16 protein-coding genes are annotated in these 15,833 nt (G+C 43.2%); 13 read left to right on the top strand and 3 right to left on the bottom strand.

Translation table 11 applies throughout. From position 1 onward, the window contains the following. Positions 1–56: 56 nt before the first annotated feature. The 4 genes from thpR (at position 57) to MHI08_RS13485 (ending at position 3,632) form a co-directional block, all read left to right on the top strand. Positions 57–608 (top strand): RNA 2',3'-cyclic phosphodiesterase, encoded by a 552-nt coding sequence (thpR, locus tag MHI08_RS13500; protein WP_075622005.1) that lies wholly within the window; start codon positions 57–59, stop codon positions 606–608. A gap of 25 nt (positions 609–633) precedes the next feature. Continuing rightward, a complete protein-coding gene (locus MHI08_RS13495) occupies positions 634–1,569 on the top strand; it encodes a hypothetical protein (protein ID WP_262089957.1) in 936 nt (311 codons plus the stop codon). Positions 1,570–1,617: 48 nt separating this feature from the next. Beyond that, a complete protein-coding gene (locus MHI08_RS13490) occupies positions 1,618–2,547 on the top strand; it encodes a YegS/Rv2252/BmrU family lipid kinase (RefSeq protein ID WP_342499694.1) in 930 nt (309 codons plus the stop codon). 284 nt (positions 2,548–2,831) lie between these two features. Next, a complete protein-coding gene (locus MHI08_RS13485; protein ID WP_024424868.1) occupies positions 2,832–3,632 on the top strand; it encodes a phosphotransferase family protein in 801 nt (266 codons plus the stop codon). Here MHI08_RS13485 and MHI08_RS13480 read toward each other — a convergent pair. Continuing rightward, positions 3,629–3,904: a YtzH-like family protein gene (locus MHI08_RS13480; protein WP_024424867.1), complete on the bottom strand. Its 276-nt coding sequence runs from the start codon at positions 3,902–3,904 to the stop codon at positions 3,629–3,631. The two genes, MHI08_RS13485 and MHI08_RS13480, sit on opposite strands and share 4 nt — an antisense overlap. Before the next feature lie 188 nt (positions 3,905–4,092). Here MHI08_RS13480 and trmB point away from each other — a divergent pair, with 188 nt between their 5' ends. The 3 genes from trmB (at position 4,093) to MHI08_RS13465 (ending at position 7,471) form a co-directional block, all read left to right on the top strand. Further along, positions 4,093–4,734, top strand: coding sequence for a tRNA (guanosine(46)-N7)-methyltransferase TrmB (gene trmB, locus MHI08_RS13475; protein WP_024424866.1), 642 nt, complete (start codon positions 4,093–4,095; stop codon positions 4,732–4,734). A 116-nt stretch (positions 4,735–4,850) separates the two neighbouring features. After that, positions 4,851–5,699, top strand: coding sequence for an MBL fold metallo-hydrolase (locus MHI08_RS13470; protein WP_041107295.1), 849 nt, complete (start codon positions 4,851–4,853; stop codon positions 5,697–5,699). A gap of 74 nt (positions 5,700–5,773) precedes the next feature. Continuing rightward, on the top strand, positions 5,774–7,471 hold the full coding sequence (locus MHI08_RS13465; RefSeq protein ID WP_041107293.1) for an NAD-dependent malic enzyme: 1,698 nt from the start codon (positions 5,774–5,776) through the stop codon (positions 7,469–7,471). 41 nt (positions 7,472–7,512) lie between these two features. Here the strand turns inward: MHI08_RS13465 and MHI08_RS13460 are convergent, their stop codons facing one another. Then, the gene (locus MHI08_RS13460; RefSeq protein WP_003217759.1) at positions 7,513–7,827 is read right to left on the bottom strand and encodes a PepSY domain-containing protein; all 315 of its coding nucleotides are present in this window, start codon (positions 7,825–7,827) and stop codon (positions 7,513–7,515) included. A gap of 199 nt (positions 7,828–8,026) precedes the next feature. Between MHI08_RS13460 and MHI08_RS13455 the strand changes: the two genes are divergently transcribed. After that, positions 8,027–9,100: a M42 family metallopeptidase gene (locus tag MHI08_RS13455; protein ID WP_024424863.1), complete on the top strand. Its 1,074-nt coding sequence runs from the start codon at positions 8,027–8,029 to the stop codon at positions 9,098–9,100. Positions 9,101–9,350: 250 nt separating this feature from the next. Here the strand turns inward: MHI08_RS13455 and MHI08_RS13450 are convergent, their stop codons facing one another. After that, positions 9,351–9,797, bottom strand: a complete 447-nt coding sequence (locus tag MHI08_RS13450; RefSeq protein WP_024426182.1) for a YtoQ family protein — start codon at positions 9,795–9,797, stop codon at positions 9,351–9,353. Positions 9,798–9,996: 199 nt separating this feature from the next. Here MHI08_RS13450 and MHI08_RS13445 point away from each other — a divergent pair, with 199 nt between their 5' ends. The 5 genes from MHI08_RS13445 (at position 9,997) to MHI08_RS13425 (ending at position 15,716) form a co-directional block, all read left to right on the top strand. Further along, on the top strand, positions 9,997–11,025 hold the full coding sequence (locus tag MHI08_RS13445) for a PTS sugar transporter subunit IIC (RefSeq protein ID WP_034624263.1): 1,029 nt from the start codon (positions 9,997–9,999) through the stop codon (positions 11,023–11,025). Next, positions 11,012–11,332: a thioredoxin family protein gene (locus MHI08_RS13440; RefSeq protein WP_024424860.1), complete on the top strand. Its 321-nt coding sequence runs from the start codon at positions 11,012–11,014 to the stop codon at positions 11,330–11,332. Before MHI08_RS13445 ends, MHI08_RS13440 begins: the two co-directional genes overlap by 14 nt. Before the next feature lie 20 nt (positions 11,333–11,352). Further along, entirely contained in the window at positions 11,353–12,165 is an 813-nt protein-coding gene (locus tag MHI08_RS13435) for a DUF1444 domain-containing protein (protein ID WP_024426180.1), read from the top strand. Between the two features lie 16 nt (positions 12,166–12,181). Further along, positions 12,182–12,787 (top strand): YtpR family tRNA-binding protein, encoded by a 606-nt coding sequence (gene ytpR, locus MHI08_RS13430; RefSeq protein WP_024424858.1) that lies wholly within the window; start codon positions 12,182–12,184, stop codon positions 12,785–12,787. Positions 12,788–12,983: 196 nt separating this feature from the next. Next, positions 12,984–15,716 carry a DNA translocase FtsK gene (locus MHI08_RS13425; protein ID WP_342499693.1) on the top strand — a complete coding sequence of 911 codons (2,733 nt, stop codon included), beginning with the start codon at positions 12,984–12,986 and terminating at the stop codon, positions 15,714–15,716. Positions 15,717–15,833 lie beyond the last annotated feature (117 nt).

Here is a 15,833-nt window from a genome sequence, read left to right as displayed (position 1 = left end):
TTATACTATCATCAATGGGGATTCGTAAAGTTTGTTAAAAAAGGACAGGTGATATTGTGTCAGAAAACCGTCATTATTTTATAGGGATTCACATCCCTGAACAACTTGCGCATCAAATCAAACAAGACATTGATCAAAGGAGCGGACTGTTCTTTCAAAAATGGACAGCACCACATGATTATCATGTGACCCTTGTCTTTTTAGGCGCCATTCCAGAAGAACGTTTAAAAAAGATCATCCAGCTGCTTGACATCCTTTCAAATGAAGCGTCTGCATTTCCACTAGAGCTGAATGAGGTAGGGCAGTTTGGTGCGAAGGAACGCCCAAGAGTCTTTTTTGCAAAGCCTCATGAAAGTGAGCCGCTCATGCATGTAAGAGAAAAGGTAAAGGAAGCCGTCTTGTCAGCAGGACACCCTGTTGAAAAGAGACCGTTTCATCCGCATATGACGATTGCGCGCAAATGGAATGCGGATGACCCTTATGAAAAGCAAGCACCTTTACGCAAAGAGCCATATGTGATGGAGGTTTCTCGTATCACTTTATTTGAAATACGTCCGAAGGAAACCCCTCGTTATCACGCAATCAAACAATTTACACTACATAAATGATCCTAGAAGTTGGAGTGAGCAGCAGATGGCGCAAATTATCAAAATTCAAGATTATATATCACGATATGAACAAGACCCGCATCACTATATCAATCAATTCAATCGGTTGAAAAAACAAAGATGGGACGAGTTAAAAAAGGCTTCAAAAGAGGAGGCGCAGCAACCAGTTGACCAAATTCCTCAACAAGCGCCTGAACAAGAGGAAGAAAAGAGAAACAAATTCTCCTTAAAGAGAAAGCAAAAAGAAGCCGATATGAAAAAGGAACGGGACCTGAGTCTTTTTAACGAGCCGACAGATATAGAGCAAGGGGTTTTCAGAAACGTTCCTACCGATGAAACGAAGCTGATTCACTTTTTTAAGGATCATCTCTTTGAAGTGCAATTAAAATGGGCGAGTTCGACGATTTCACATATTTCAACCGTTTCCCATCATATTCGGTATGATGAAAAGCTGCGGATGCTTGCAAGGCAGCTTCCGGATTCTTATTTTGTGATGTACAAGCCGGTGCTGCTCATTCAAAAAGCTGAGATGGAATTATGTCCGATACTCATCACGCCGCTCGAAGTGATCTGTTTATCCTTCTTAGAGGCCGAGCCAGACAGCGTCTATATTGGAACAAAGGAACGTTTTTGGGAAAAACGGGCGACTGGGAAAGCTGTTCAGTCCGTCTTGAATCCTTGTGCAAGCCTTTTGCGTTCTGGCACCGTCGTGTCAAAGATTTTACAGCAAAGTGGTGTAGACCTTCCTGTGAAAAAAATCCTCATCAGCCGAACCTCTTATATTGATTTACCTGAAGTTCCATATGGGATGGAGGTTATCGATAAGAAGAAGGCAGAAGAGTGGTTTGAAAAGCAGCGGAAAAATTCGGCGCCGACAAAGCATCAGCAATTTAAGGCGACAAAGGCATTGCTTGCTTATGGTGAATCAGACAGCAAAAGAAGACAGGAATGGCTCGATTAAAGGCATGATGGAAGGTCACGAAAAATGAGACCTGAGTGGAGCTAATATATGAATGAATGGTACTTTATCGTTAATCCAGAAGCAGGACATGGAAAAGGACTCCGCACATGGAGGAGCATAGAGAAAGAATTACAAAAGGTGGAGATCTCTTATCGATCATTTCTCACCCAGCATGAAGGCCATGCAGAAGTTTTGGCAAGACAAATCAGTGCCATGCAGGATGACAGGCTGAAGCGATTGATTGTTATTGGCGGTGACGGCACCATTCATGAAGTACTGAATGGCTTAAAGGAAATCGATCATGTGCAGCTTAGTTTTGTCCCTGCTGGTCATTGGAATGATGCTGCGAAGGGTCTCGGTATCCATCGTCATGATGTCCTAAAAGAAGTGAGAAAGCAAAAGAGAATGCTCACCAAAACATTTTCTCTCGGCTCCTTTCAAGATCATGCCGAAAGTCCGCAATCTGTTCTCTTTCTCAATCACATCGGTGCGGGGTTTGACGCACATGTACTGAGAAAAACGGTGCATTTTAGAGGGGAAAAGTGGCTGAAACGGCTGGGGCTTGGCTTTATCATCTACCCGATGTCATTTATCCATTCTTTATGGTCGTTTAAGCCGTTTGATCTTGCGTTATTTATTGAAAATGAGAAGAAAGTCTTTCGCCAAGTGTGGTTTGTGATCGTCTGCAATCACCCGTATTACGGGGGAGGGCTGGAAGCGGCACCGGAAGTGAGTGCGAGGCAGCCAGGTTTTCAAACGATGGTTGTCACAGATTTGAATCCATTCAAAGTCCTTTTGTTTCTAAGTGCGATGGTGTTCCGAAAGCACCTTGGAATAAAGGGGGTTACCCTGTTTCAGCATGAGGAAGCGTACTTAGAAGCAGATGAAAAAATCTTATTTCACGCAGATGGAGAAGTGATCGGCGCAACGCCTGTCTTTGTGAAGGCAAGTGAACGATCCTTAAAATTACGTGCTTAAATAACTTGCGGTATATCCGAAGTCAAAGAACCGTGAAAAAAGCCTTCTTTTTCGTAAGGTTCTTGTCCTGATTTTTTAGTTTTGCTTGACGAGTATAAGAAGGTAACGATAAAATCTATAGGACGGCTATTGTTTAGCATCTCATTCTCAATAGCTGTCCTTTTTGTTTTTATGATCATATAAATAAAAAAAGAAACAGCCAATTGATCCTCAATCGGCTGAATTTTGTCGACTAAAAAAGCAAGATTTAAAATATTTTAAGAAATGATGGGTTGAAAATTGATATGAACTGGTTGGGACAAATATTAGGTAGCGAATGGCACATCTCTCCGGCTGGAGGCGCTACGGGAGATGCGTACTTCGCAACACACAATGACCAAAAGCTATTTTTAAAACGCAATACGTCACCGTTTCTTGCGGTTTTGTCAGCTGAAGGCATTGTGCCGAAGCTTGTCTGGACAAAACGGATGGAAAATGGAGATGTGATTACTGCACAGCACTGGCTGAGCGGCAGAGAGCTGAAGCCAAAGGACATGAATGATCGTCCTGTAGCAGAGCAGCTAAGAAAAATTCATACATCAAAAGAATTGCTCGATATGCTGAAACGATTAGAGAAGCACTCTCTAGACCCAGAATCCATTCTGATGCATCTGAAACAGTCCATATTAAACGAGCAAATTGATTCACAAGACATTTCGCGTGCCATCCAGTATTTAGAGAAGCATGTGGAGGCTGTCCATTTTGAGGACAAGGTCGTCTGTCATTGCGATCTCAATCATAATAATTGGCTGCTGACAGATGAAAATCAGCTCTATTTGATCGATTGGGATGGGGCGATGATTGCAGACCCAGCGATTGATCTTGGACCGCTTTTATACCATTATGTTGAGGAAGAGAACTGGGAAAGCTGGCTCTCTATGTACGGCGCCCCGCTGACGGACAATTTGCGAAAGCGCATGGCGTGGTACGTGCTCGCTGAAACCGTATCGTTTGTCGTTTGGCATAAACGAAAAGGGAATGAAAAGGCGCAAAAAGAAGTGCAAGCGGAGCTAAATGCACTCTTAAAACGATTAAATATCCATTAAGACAGTGGAATGTTCTCGACCCACTCAGACAGATGTGATTGATGCTCCTCAATATGTGCATCAATTGAACTGACAGAGGTGCCCTTTTGGCTGTAATCATAAATATCTGTTAATAGCTGACGAATGTCGGCATCCAGATCTTCTTTTGCCAGCATTAATTGAATCACGCGTCCCACCTGTTCATACTCTGCAACAGTCCCGCAGCAATCCAGCTGGTGATCGGTTAATATATCTTTGATTAATTGAAGCTGATGTTGACGGTTTAAACCCATACGAATGCTCCTTTCCTGCGTGTCATTTATGAGGTTAAACTGTGCATTCAGCGTCCAATTTATACATGCGGCAGACCAGCTCAAGCGAAGGGCTGGTCTTTTTATATGGACATAGAAGATGCTGTCTTGCGGGTCTTTATGTTTCATGGTATCTTGATAAAATGTAAAGAAAATAGAGGTGTATCAAATTGAGAATGCGACATAAACCATGGGCAGATGATTACTTAGCTGAGAATGCTCATATTGCTTTAGCAAGTCCCGAGCAATATAAAGGGAAATGGCATGAGCTATTTGGAAATGATCATCCAATCCATATCGAAGTTGGGACAGGAAAAGGGAGCTTTATTGCTGGAATGGGCAAGCTTCATCCTGATATCAACTATATTGGCATTGAATTATTTAAAAGTGTTATTGTGACGGCAGTAGATAAAATCAAAGAGACAGATGTTGAAAATGTAAAGCTTTTGAACATCAATGCTGAGACGCTGACAGATGTGTTTGCGGAAAATGAGATTGACCGGGTGTATTTGAATTTCTCTGATCCGTGGCCAAAAGCAAGACACGAAAAGCGCAGATTGACGTTTAAAACCTTTTTAGAGCGATATGAACATATTCTCCGTCCAGGCGGTGAGTTACATTTCAAAACAGATAACCGCGGGTTATTTGAATATTCCTTAAAAAGTTTTTCTGCATATGGCCTTCTTTTAACGTATGTCAGCCTAGATTTACATGAGGACGGCTTAGAAGGAAACGTGATGACTGAATATGAAGAGAAATTCTCGTCTATGGGACAACCGATCTATCGTTCAGAAGTCAAATTCCCAGAATAACAAGTGATATCAAGCTGGCTGCAAAGAAAAATGGCAGTCAGCTTTTTTTATGAAAAGATTGGTGCATGCGATTTTTGGCTGTATTTGCTACGATAGAAAAAGGAGGGATGACAGCAATGGAGACAATGAAAATAGGTGAAATGGAACTGTTTTGGTTAAACGGGGGAGATACGCACATGGACGGCGGAGCGATGTTCGGTGTCGTGCCAAAGCCATTATGGTCAAAAAAATACCCGGTAAATGACCGCAATCAAATTGAATTACGATGTGATCCAATTCTCATTCGGTGGAAGGGTCTTCATCTGTTAGTGGATTCCGGTATCGGATCAGGGAAGCTGACAGATAAACAAAAACGCAATTACGGCGTGACAGAGGAAACCAAATTGGAAGAATCTCTAGCAGCCCTTGGTCTGCGCCCATCAGATATTGATTACGTATTAATGACACATCTGCACTTTGATCATGCCAGCGGATTAACAAGACGTGAAGGCGATATGCTCGTGTCTGTTTTTCAGCACGCAAAAATCATCACATCGAAAATCGAATGGGATGAAATGAGAGCGCCAAACATTCGCTCAAGAAATACATATTGGAAAGAAAACTGGGAGCCTGTGGCAGATCAAGTCGTCACATTTGAAGAAAGCATCGAAGTGACAGAAGGAATCGAGCTGCATCATACAGGCGGACACAGCAATGGTCATAGCATTTTAACGCTCACAAGTGAGGGCGAAACAGCGATTCATTTAGCTGATATCATGCCAACACATGCTCATAAAAATCCACTTTGGGTTTTGGCTTATGATGATTACCCAATGACTTCGATTCCAGCCAAGCAAAAGTGGCAGGCATTTGCAGAAGAAAAAAATGCGTGGTACTTGTTTTATCATGATGCCATTTATCGTGCTGTAAAATGGGACGTAGACGGGCAGATCACACACGAAATCAAAAGACAAATAGGAAGATAAAAGATCATCTGTATGTTTTTTTCGCCTTTCACACAAAATAACGACAAAATGAACTTGTGAAAGGAAGAGTGCAGGTGAACCAATTTTATCGTGTACATGGTGATGTGATCGAAACACCATTAAGAGGGATGGAAGTCATGTCAGTCCCTTATTTAAACAAAGGGGTTGCATTTACAAAGGAAGAGCGTGAGGAGCTCGGGTTAAAGGGATTTCTTCCGCCTAAGGTCTTAACCTTAGAGGATCAAGCAAAGCGTGCATATGAGCAGTTCAAGGCACAGCCTGATGAACTGGGGAAAAATGTGTATTTAACATCACTTCATGATAGAAACGAAGTGCTTTTTTACAAATTACTTAATGAGCACTTGGCGGAAATGCTTCCGATTGTCTACACGCCGACTGTAGGAACGGCTATTCAGCGTTATAGCCATGAGTATCGAAAGCCGAGAGGGCTTTATTTATCGATTGATGATCTGGAAGGCATGGAAGAGATTTTTGCTTCTTATGGTGTCGATGAATCAATTGATTTAATCGTTGCAACTGATGCAGAAGGTATTTTAGGCATTGGAGACTGGGGTGTTGGCGGGATTGCCATTTCAGTTGGGAAACTTGCTGTTTATACAGCTGCAGCAGGCATTGATCCTAGCCGCGTGCTGGCAGTAGTGCTTGATGCCGGCACGAACCAGGAAAGTCTCTTGAATGATCCGCTTTATGTTGGAAATCAGCACTCCCGTGTTCGAGGAGAGCGCTATGATCAGTTCATTGATCAATATGTCGAGCTTGCCCGTGCTACTTTCCCAAATGCACTCCTTCACTGGGAAGACTTTGGCACAAAGAATGCCCGTGCGATATTGGAAAAATATAAGGACCGTATTTGTACATTTAACGATGACATTCAAGGGACTGGCGCCGTTTCACTTGCTGCAGTTATGGCATGTGCAAAAGCTTCGAAAGTTCCGCTGAAAGATCACCGTATCGTCATTTTTGGAGCGGGTACGGCAGGTATTGGCATAGCCGAGCAAATCCGTGATGCAATCGTCAGAGACGGAGTCAAAGAAGAGGAGTCCTACGATCATTTCTGGTGTATTGATAAAACGGGGCTGCTCACAGATGATTCACCTGACATTCAGCCATTTCAAAAGCCATATGCAAGGCGTTCTGACGAAGTAAAGGATTATGCCCGTAATGGTCCAAAGCATTCGATTGATCTATTAGAGGTCGTCAAGCAAGCGAAACCAACGATCTTAATTGGCACCTCGACTGTCGGAGGCGCTTTTACAGAGGAAATTGTAAAAGAAATGGCGTCACACGTGGAGCGCCCTGCGATTTTACCGATGTCGAATCCGACACCTCTTTCAGAAGCAAAGCCGCAAGATCTGATCGAGTGGACTGAAGGACGTGCCCTTGTGACAACAGGAAGTCCATTTGATCCTGTCGAATATGGCGGCGTCACTTATGAAATTGGACAAGCGAATAATGCCCTTGTCTTCCCAGGCCTTGGTCTAGGCACAATAGTGTCAAAAGCACGCCTCATGACAGACAGTATGTTTGTTGCGAGTGCTGAAGCCATTGCAAGCATGGTCAATGTTGGGAAGCCGGGTGCAGCGATGCTGCCAAGTGTCGATCAGCTTCGAACCGTTTCAGCGACAGTGGCCGTCCGTGTGGCGCAGGCAGCAATTGATGAAGGAATAGCAGAAGAAACGCCTGATGATCTTATTCAGGCTGTGCAGGACGCTATGTGGCATCCTGTGTACAAAAAAATCAAAGCCATATAAAAAAAGCTTCGCAAGGATACGTCTTTGCGAAGCTTTCTTGATCAAGCAACAGAATCAATGACATCCACGATCATGCCAGTTTTGGCATCAATCATCACTTCATACTGTTCAAGCTCGCCAAAGGCAGAGCGGGTGATGCCAGATTTGTACACATCAATCGTTTCACCATTTACGGTATACGGTTCTGGTACAGTATAAATCCAAGAGCCATCAATAGGGCCGCGCTGTTTAAAAGCAGATTTCACAATTTTTAATGCTTTTTCAGATGAGATATACGTAGGGAAAAATACTTTCTTTGCAACAATTGCAGCGGCTACGCCAATACTCGCACCAATCAGAACATGTTTTAACTTCAACGTGCTGCACCTCCGTATTGCTGTTTTTTCCATTATACAAAACTTGTCCATTGATGTTAAGGAATCCGAATACTTGAAAGCATATTCAAAATTTCTGGAGAGTTACTTGGAAAACCGAAAGAATTCTTATAGTATAAAGTGAGTGTTATTTTTATAGGAATATATATGGTCATTACATAGAAACGAGGTAAACTGTAGAATGAACGAAGAAACATTGTCGCTTTTCCGAAATTTAACAGAATTACAGGGAACTCCAGGAAATGAGCACCATGTGCGTGCTTTTATGAAAAAGGAACTTGAGAAATATTCAGATGAACTCATTCAAGACCGTCTTGGCGGAGTGTTTGGTGTACGCAAGGGGCAGGAAAACGCACCGAAAATTATGGTAGCGGGTCATATGGATGAAGTCGGATTCATGGTCTCATCGATTACGAAAAACGGGATGATTCGTTTTCAAACACTTGGTGGCTGGTGGAGTCAAGTCATGCTGGCGCAGCGTGTGGACGTCCATACCGATCACGGGCCAATTCCTGGTGTCGTCTCTAGTACACCTCCTCACCTTCTGACGCCAGAACAAAAAAGCAAGCCTGTGAAGCCGTCAGATATGCTTATTGATATTGGTGCAGACAGTGAAGAAGAGGCAAAAGAGCTTGGCGTTCGTCCAGGACAGCAAATCGTTCCTGCAACGGTTTTTACACCAATGGCGAATCCAAAAAAGATTTTAGCGAAGGCTTGGGATAACCGCTATGGCTGCGGCCTTGCAATTGAATTATTAAAAGAATTAAAAGACGAAACACTTTCATGTCAGCTGTACTCAGGAGCAACTGTTCAAGAGGAAGTAGGGCTTAGAGGAGCTGAGGTAGCTGCGAATATGATTCAGCCAGATCTTTTCTTCGCTTTAGATGCGAGTCCTGCAAACGATGTGACAGGTGACAAAACACAGTTCGGCCAGCTTGGAAAAGGTGCACTTCTGCGTATTTTTGATCGGACAATGATTACGCACCGCGGAATGAGAGACTTTGTGCTTGATACTGCTGAGACAAACAACATTCCATATCAATATTTCGTATCACCGGGTGGTACGGACGCTGGACGTGTTCATATTTCAAACCAAGGTGTGCCTTCTGCCGTCATTGGGGTTTGCGCACGCTACATTCATACAAGTCATTCTGTTTTGCATGTGGATGATTACGCAGCGGCTAAAGAGTTAATTGTCCGCCTTGTCAAAAATTGTGATCAAAGTACAGTGGATTCTATTTATCAACAAGTATAAATAGAATAGAAAAAGGCTGCTTCTTCAATGAGAGCAGCTTCAGCGTGTAGACAAACCCTCGCATTCTTTGTCAGTCCTGCGTGCTGGTGCTCACGAATGTACAATTCGCTCCGCTCCGGTACTCGTCCTTCCTAGACTGCAAAGGTTTTCTATCACGCTGAAAAGAAGACAAAGGGCTAAAATAAACATCATTTTAGCCCTTTGTCAACTATCTGAAAGGCTGCCTCTTCAATGAGAGCAGCCTTCTTTATTATTGCTGTTCAAACACATAAGATAACGCCTTGATCGCTTGGTTTACGGTTTCCACAGTGATATTTGCTTTGTTTGAGAGTTCCTTTAACGGATGGTGCAGCTCTTTTGGACGGATTAAAATAAGAGGTTTCCCTTTTGCAATCGCAGCAGATGCATCCATGGCTGTGTTCCACTGTTTATATTTCTCACCAAAGCGTGCAATGACGACATCTGCTTTGTTTAATAAAATTTCAGTACGAAAATTGTTCAAATCAGAAGCTGCATCATCTTTGAAAATGGCATTCGGCTGCTCACCTAAAATATCCTCACCGATATTATCTGAGCGGTCATGATTCTCCATTGGACCGACAAATGTCACTGGCAGCTTCAAAGATTGGCTTTTCTCCTTGATTTCATCACGCCACTGGCTATGAATTTCTCCAGCTAAATAGACAGTTAATTGCATAACGATCTCCTCCTTTTGTACAAACTTAGTAAAGGTTTGTCCTGTTTCTTTTCATGTTACACAAGAAGTGCTTGATAAAGCAAAAAAAATATGATTATGATATTCATGGTAGAGACTATTTTTCATCGTAAGAATACTACATATAATGGGAAGGACAGCCTCTTCGTCTTTCCTATGAGAAAGCAGGAAGACGACGTTGATGACTTATTTGAAAAGAAAGGGGATCTCCCTTTCGCCAAAGGTGTATTTCATTGAGGCACTTTCTTATATGGCTTTAGGTCTATTTGCTACATTAGTGGTAGGTCTGATTTTAAAAACAGCAGGCGGTCTGTTATCACTTTCTCTCATTGTGAAAATGGGTACGCTTGCTATGGGTCTGATGGGACCGGCAATTGGCGTAGCAGTTGCTTATCGCTTAAATGCTTCTCCATTAATCATTTTTGCAAGTGTTGTCTCAGGTGCCGCTGGAGCAGAGCTTGGGGGGCCTGCTGGAAGCTTTGCCGCAGCATTAATTGGTGTGGAACTCGGCAAGCTAGTCAGTGGTGAGACAAGAATTGATATTATTTTAACGCCGCTTGTCACCATTATCACTGGCTTTTTCACCGCTGCTTTCATCGGACCTGGGATTGAAGCCATGATGACAGGGCTCGGCAGGCTCATCATGTGGGGGACAGACCAAAGCCCGCTGATCATGGGCATGCTGGTAGCGACCATTGTTGGACTTGCCCTCAGTTCTCCGATCTCAAGTGCTGCACTTGCGCTTATGCTTGACTTAAGCGGAACAGCTGCTGGTGCTGCAACGATTGGCTGCTGTGCTCAAATGGTTGGCTTTGCTGCTGCAGGCTTTAGAGAAAATCGCTTTGGCGGTCTTGCGGCTGTCGGCATTGGAACGTCAAAATTGCAGCTTTCGAACATTGTGAAAAATCCCCTCATCCTGATTCCGCCGACGATTGCTGGTCTCATTCTCGCGCCAATTGGTATTATTGGCTTTGGGATGGTCAATAATGCGGCAGGAGCGGGAATGGGAACGAGCGGCCTTGTTGGACAGCTCATGACCCTGACCGTCATGGGGTTTCATCCATCTGTATTTTTGGCGATAGCTCTCTTGCATATCGTTGGCCCGGCAGTGATTAGTTTGGTAGTATCAGAATGGATGAGAAAGAAAGGCTATATACAATTCGGAGATTTAACCATACAAACTGGAGGAATGAAACATGAAAAAAATTGAATCAAACGAAGAATTACAAAAAGTGATTCAAGAAGACTTAACGGTATTGCTATTTTCAGCTGACTGGTGCCCGGACTGCACATTTATTGAGCCATTCTTGCCAGAGCTTGAAGCAAACTACCCAGAATTTGAGTACTTCTATGTTGATAGAGACAAGTTCATTGACACTTGTGCAGAGTGGGAAATTTACGGTATTCCAAGCTTTTTAGTCTTTAAAAACGGACAAGAGATTAACCGCTTTGTCAGCAAAGATCGTAAGACAAAGGAAGAGATTGAAGCATTTTTAACAGATTCTCTTTCTAAATAACGAAAGGAGAGTCTAAAACGATGGCAAAAATGACATCAAGACAGCTTGCGAATGAACTCAAAAGCCGTCTGACGAACGACAGCTGGTCACACCAGTTTGACCGGGAAAAAGATACGCTTCGTATTGAAGATAAACAAACAGGCAAAGGCATCACACTAGAGCTCCCGCCAATTATTGCAAAGTGGGAAGTAAAGCCTGATGAAACCATCGATGAGATCGTTTATTATGTGAAAGAAGCGCTGAGTGCGATGAAAGGCGAAGCGCAGCACATTTCAGGAAAAGAAAAGCAGATCTATCCAGTCATTCGTTCCACTTCCTTTCCTGAGGCATCAAGTGATGGAATTCCCCTCGTGTTTGATGAGCATACAGCAGAAACGAGAATCTACTATGCACTTGATCTTGGAAGCACCTACCGATTAATTGATGAAAAGATGCTTCAAAAGGAAAACTGGACAAAAGAGCGAATCAGAGAAACCGCCAGCTTCAACGTCCGTTCGCTAGAAACTGTAGTGAAAATGGATGAAGTGGCAGGCAACCGGTTTTATTTCTTCCGTGCAAATGACGGATATGACGCCAGCAGACTTTTAAATGAATCGTTATTACAAGAATACGCGCAAAAAATAGAAGGACAAATGGCGATTTCTGTTCCCCATCAAGATGTATTCATCATTGCTGATGTTCGCAATGATTCAGGCTATGATATTTTAGGACAGATGTCGATGAGCTTCTTCGCCAGCGGTACGGTTCCGATTACCGCATTATCATTTTTATATGATGAGGGGAAGCTTGAACCGATCTTTATACTTGCAAAAAGCAGACCAAAACAGCAGTAGAAGGGAATTTTGAAGAATGAACGTTTTTTATAATGCAGAAGGTGTAGGCGACACACTCCTTATTTCATTGAAAGATGTGACGAGAGAAGAAGTAGGTCATGAAACGTTTGGAGATGTTGTACGAATCTTCAATCAAGAAACAAAAGAAACAACAGGCTTTAATATCTTCAATGCATCGACTTACATGAAAATTGAAGAAAACGGATCTGTCCCGCTTTCTGAAACCATTGTTCAAGATATCAATGAAATTTTAAACCGCAACGGTGTCAGTGAAACGTTGACTGTGGATCTATCACCAAAATTTGTTGTCGGCTATGTGAAGGAAAAAGAAAAGCATCCGAACGCAGATAAATTAAACATTTGCCAAGTTGATGTGGGCGATGAAACCTTACAAATCGTGTGCGGTGCACCAAACGTTGACCAAGGCCAATATGTCGTGGTAGCGAAGGTCGGTGCAGTGATGCCAAGCGGTATGGTCATCAAAGATGCTGAGCTTAGAGGCGTTCCATCAAGCGGCATGATCTGTTCAGCGAAAGAGTTAGATCTTCCAGACGCACCTGCTGAAAAAGGGATTCTTGTTTTAGATGGAAGCCATCAAGCTGGCGAACCCTTTAAAGCGTAACCTCCCATAAACGGGCACATAGGAGCGAAGAATGTGTTATACCAAAAGTCACTAAGTACGTACTTAGTGACTTTTTTTCATCTACAGACAGCATGAACAGCAAAAAGCGGCACTTTTCTCGCTTTTCTGCATGAAAAAGCAATGGTATACTAAAAATCGCCCAAGAAAACGTAAGGGGAGTTAAAGTGAGTGATAAATGATGAGTTGGTTAGATAAATTTTTTAGTGTATTTTTAGGAGAAGAAAAGAAAGAAGAAAAAGCTGCAAGACCTGAAGAAGATCTAGCTGCACCAAAGCAGCCAGCTTTTGAACCGCATAAAGAATATAAAAAAATCGAAGATACGAAAGTGTATTATGAATATCCGAAAGGGAACTTTCGCTTTCCGCTCGTTCCAGATGAACCTCAGCGCGATGGAGTGAAGCCGGAGAGAAGACGCGCCAAACCAAGCCAGTCAAAGACCAGACAAACAACCTATCAGCCTAAACAAACGCTTCAGCCTGATATGAATAAAAAGCCATTCAAGCCAGAGCAAATTCCATCACCGATCTATGGCTATCATCAGGATATGCGTCCAAAACGGGCAGATGCAAAAGAAGAAACAGCTTCAGTTCAAAGGAAAGCAGCAGAAGAAACGGCGCAGCGTGTCACACTGTTATCAGAAGAGGCAGAGCGTGAACGGAATGTCAGACAGCAAATGAACATCCCGTCAATACAGAAAGAAAAACGTATCGAGGAAATGGTTTCAGCGTCAGCAGAAGAGAGAGCAGATAAGGAGCCAGCAGTAACCCCGCATACATTACAAGAGGAACTCGCTTATCAAGATCATGTTCAATCGACGATGGAACGTTTAACTGACGAGCCTTTCATCGAGCCAGAAGAAAACGAGCCAGAAGATACTCATGAAGCTGATTTACATAAGCAGCAAGCCGAAGTCTATCAGAAGCAGCCGGTAGAGTCTGAGCCGGAACAGGCTGTTTCCAGTGATGAAGAAGAAATAAAGGACGAGTCTGTCCATCAGTTTGAAGAGCATACTGAGGAAATAGAGATGTTGACCTTCGAAACACCGGAACCTTCGAAGCCAGCGATTGAGATGGAAGTAGACATTCCAGCAGAAGAAGCAGTGTTAACAGAAAACATTTCAGCAGAACCGGTGGATGAAGTAAAAGCTGATCCAATAGAAGACGACCAAGAAGAAGCGCCAGCGGCAGCATTTGAAGAAGCTGAGCCAGTCAAACATGACCTGCAGGAAGTACAGCTGGTCCAAGAAGCTGAAATTGAAGAAGATCAAGCGGTGCCAGTAGAACAAGTAAGAGAGGAACAAACTGCATCTGAACCGGCAGAAACGGTTATAGAGCAGACAGAGCAGCAAGAACAAACGCAGGAAGTCAAGAAAGAAGAACCAAAACAGACATCTCCGCAGCCACAACGCACAAGCGGGCAAACCTCTACGGTTCCGTTTAATGTCATGATGTTAAAAAGCGACCAGCGCGTGCAAGGGCAAAAGAAAGCAGCCGATACACAAGGGTATGTTTTTCCAAGTCTCGCCCTATTAGATGTACCGCCAGCTCAAAAAGAAGAGGACGGGACATGGGTGAAAGAGCGGGCAGAGCTGCTTAATGCGACACTTAAAAATTTCAATGTAAGAGCAAGTGTGGTTCATGTCACACAGGGACCTTCTGTGACAAGGTTTGAAGTACATCCAGAACCAGGTGTCAAAGTGAACAAAATCACGAACCTGTCAGATGATATTAAACTTAGTTTGTCCGCAAAGGATATTCGAATTGAAGCCCCGATTCCAGGAAAGAACACAATCGGGATCGAAGTGCCAAACCTGCACAGTAAAATGGTGTTCTTAAGAGAAATGATCAGAAGCAGTGCGTTTAGAGACAATCCATCTCCTTTAACAGCGGCACTCGGATTAGATATTTCAGGCCAGCCTGTCGTGGTTGATCTGCAAAAAATGCCCCATGGCTTAATTGCTGGAGCCACTGGTTCAGGAAAAAGTGTCTGCATTAATACGATTTTAGTGAGCTTAATGTTTAAAGCATCACCAGATGAAGTGAAAATGCTCTTAATTGACCCTAAAATGGTTGAATTAGCGCCGTATAATCACATTCCGCATCTTGTGAGTCCCGTCATTACCGATGCCAAGACAGCAACAGCTGCTCTGAAATGGGTAGTGGATGAAATGGAAAGACGCTATGAACTATTTGCACACTCTGGCGTGAGAGAAATTAAACGATTCAATGAGCTTGTGAAAGAAAAACAAATGGGTGAAAAACTGCCTTATCTCGTCGTGGTGATTGATGAGCTGGCTGATTTAATGATGGTCGCACCAAATGAAGTCGAAGAAAGCATCTGCCGAATTGCACAGAAAGCAAGAGCATGCGGCATTCACTTATTGATTGCGACACAAAGACCTTCTGTTGATGTCATTACAGGTCTCATTAAAGCCAATATCCCAACAAGAATTGCGTTTTCTGTTTCAAGTCAGGTGGATTCAAGAACGATCATTGACATGGCAGGTGCAGAAAAGCTTCTCGGAAAAGGAGACATGCTCTTCTTAGAAAATGGCTCCGGCAAGCCGACAAGGCTGCAAGGGAACTTTGTATCAGACCGTGAGATTGATCAAGTGGTGGCACATGTGAGAAAGCAGCGCAAGCCCGTGTTCCTTTTTGAACAGGAGGAACTAATGCTGCAAGGCTCTGCGATTACAGACGAAGATGAATTGTTTATGGATGCCTGCCGTTTTGCCATCGAGCAGAATAGCGCTAGTACATCAAGTTTGCAGCGAAGATTTAGAATTGGCTACAATCGTGCAGCCAGGTTGATTGACATGATGGAACGCGAGGGCATGATATCTGGTGCGAAAGGCAGTAAGCCAAGAGAAGTACTCATGACACTGAGTGACTTAGAACAGTTGATCTAAACAAACCACTTCATTTTTTTCGTAAACATGGTATGATAGCACATAGGTGCAATTTTGTAATTGGACGCTTTTCGCATGTCTGCCAGAACGCTTTTTTATGTAAAATAAGCGGAAACA

The organism is Bacillus sp. FSL M7-0791, from assembly GCF_038627085.1.
Classification (GTDB): Bacteria; Bacillota; Bacilli; order Bacillales; family Bacillaceae; genus Bacillus; species Bacillus safensis.
Note: the sequence above shows the minus strand (reverse complement) of the source record. Positions and strands in the feature narration are given on the sequence as shown.

Bases quoted from the DNA above. Each gene is read 5' to 3' on its own strand.
- MHI08_RS13495 (WP_262089957.1), top strand. From the start codon at position 634: ATGGCGCAAATTATCAAAATTCAAGATTATATATCACGATATGAACAA.
- MHI08_RS13490 (WP_342499694.1), top strand. From the start codon at position 1,618: ATGAATGAATGGTACTTTATCGTTAATCCAGAAGCAGGACATGGAAAA.
- MHI08_RS13485 (WP_024424868.1), top strand. From the start codon at position 2,832: ATGAACTGGTTGGGACAAATATTAGGTAGCGAATGGCACATCTCTCCG.
- MHI08_RS13480 (WP_024424867.1), bottom strand. From the start codon at position 3,904: ATGGGTTTAAACCGTCAACATCAGCTTCAATTAATCAAAGATATATTA.
- MHI08_RS13470 (WP_041107295.1), top strand. From the start codon at position 4,851: ATGGAGACAATGAAAATAGGTGAAATGGAACTGTTTTGGTTAAACGGG.
- MHI08_RS13455 (WP_024424863.1), top strand. From the start codon at position 8,027: ATGAACGAAGAAACATTGTCGCTTTTCCGAAATTTAACAGAATTACAG.
- MHI08_RS13450 (WP_024426182.1), bottom strand. From the start codon at position 9,797: ATGCAATTAACTGTCTATTTAGCTGGAGAAATTCATAGCCAGTGGCGT.
- MHI08_RS13445 (WP_034624263.1), top strand. From the start codon at position 9,997: ATGACTTATTTGAAAAGAAAGGGGATCTCCCTTTCGCCAAAGGTGTAT.
- MHI08_RS13440 (WP_024424860.1), top strand. From the start codon at position 11,012: ATGAAAAAAATTGAATCAAACGAAGAATTACAAAAAGTGATTCAAGAA.
- MHI08_RS13435 (WP_024426180.1), top strand. From the start codon at position 11,353: ATGGCAAAAATGACATCAAGACAGCTTGCGAATGAACTCAAAAGCCGT.
- ytpR (WP_024424858.1), top strand. From the start codon at position 12,182: ATGAACGTTTTTTATAATGCAGAAGGTGTAGGCGACACACTCCTTATT.
- MHI08_RS13425 (WP_342499693.1), top strand. From the start codon at position 12,984: ATGATGAGTTGGTTAGATAAATTTTTTAGTGTATTTTTAGGAGAAGAA.